Source organism: Pseudomonas sp. SDO5215_S409 (genome assembly GCF_054071325.1).
The window spans coordinates 1-905 of the sequence record NZ_JBSVWN010000153.1 but is presented as its reverse complement, the minus strand read 5'-3'; the positions used below and the strand labels follow the sequence as shown (position 1 = coordinate 905).

Sequence of the window (905 nt, the reverse complement as noted above, 5' to 3'; positions counted from 1 at the left end):
CGCGAAGCCCTCAACCAGCCGTTCTGTTTCGACATCGAACTGGTCAGCTCGCGCCCCGACCTCACGCTGGAAGACCTGCTGCACAAGCCCGGCCATCTCACCTTTGGCGCCACCGGCAAGGGCGTGGTGCATGGCCTGGTGTACCGCATCGAGCAGGGCGATTCGGGCAAGACCCTGACCCGCTACAGCATCAGCCTGGTGCCGCAACTGGCGTATTTGCGGCACAACCACGACCAGCAGATTTTCCAGCAATTGTCGGTGCCCAAGATCATCGGGCAGGTGCTGGAAGCCCGTGGGATTCTGGCCGATGCTTACCGCTTCCAGCTCGGCGCCACCTACCCGGACCGCGATTACTGCGTGCAGTACGACGAGTCCGACCTGCACTTTATCCAGCGCCTGTGCGAAGAAGAAGGCATCCACTTTCACTTCCAGCACAGCGCCAACGGCCACACCCTGGTGTTTGGTGATGACCAGACGGTGTTTCGCAAACTGGCCCCGGTGAGCTACCAGCAGGACTCGGGCATGGCCGCCGAACAACCGGTGATCAAGCGCTTCACCCAGCGCCTGGAAACCCGCACCACGCGGGTCAGCCGCCGCGACTACGACTTTGAAAAACCACGCCTGCTGCCCGAAGGCGCGGCCCGCACCGACGCCGCCCCGGACCTGGAAGACTACGACTACCCCGGCCGCTTCACCGACCGCGCCCGCGGCAAACAGCTGGCCACCCGCGCCCTGGAACGCCACCGCAGCGACTACGCCCTGGCGGAAGGCAAAGGTGACGAACCCACTTTGTTGACCGGGCATTTCCTGACACTGGCCGAGCACCCGCGCAGTGAGTGGAACGACTTGTGGCTGTTGCTGGAGGTCATCCATGAAGGCAAACAGCCGCAAGTGCTCGGTGAAAA

Annotated in this window: 1 protein-coding gene; it reads left to right on the top strand. The window is 63.4% G+C overall.

Features of this window, described 5'->3' with window-relative positions; genetic code table 11:
* On the top strand, positions 1-905 hold a 905-nt coding region (gene tssI, locus ACW9H9_RS28675), incomplete at both ends, for a type VI secretion system tip protein TssI/VgrG (RefSeq protein WP_457374545.1).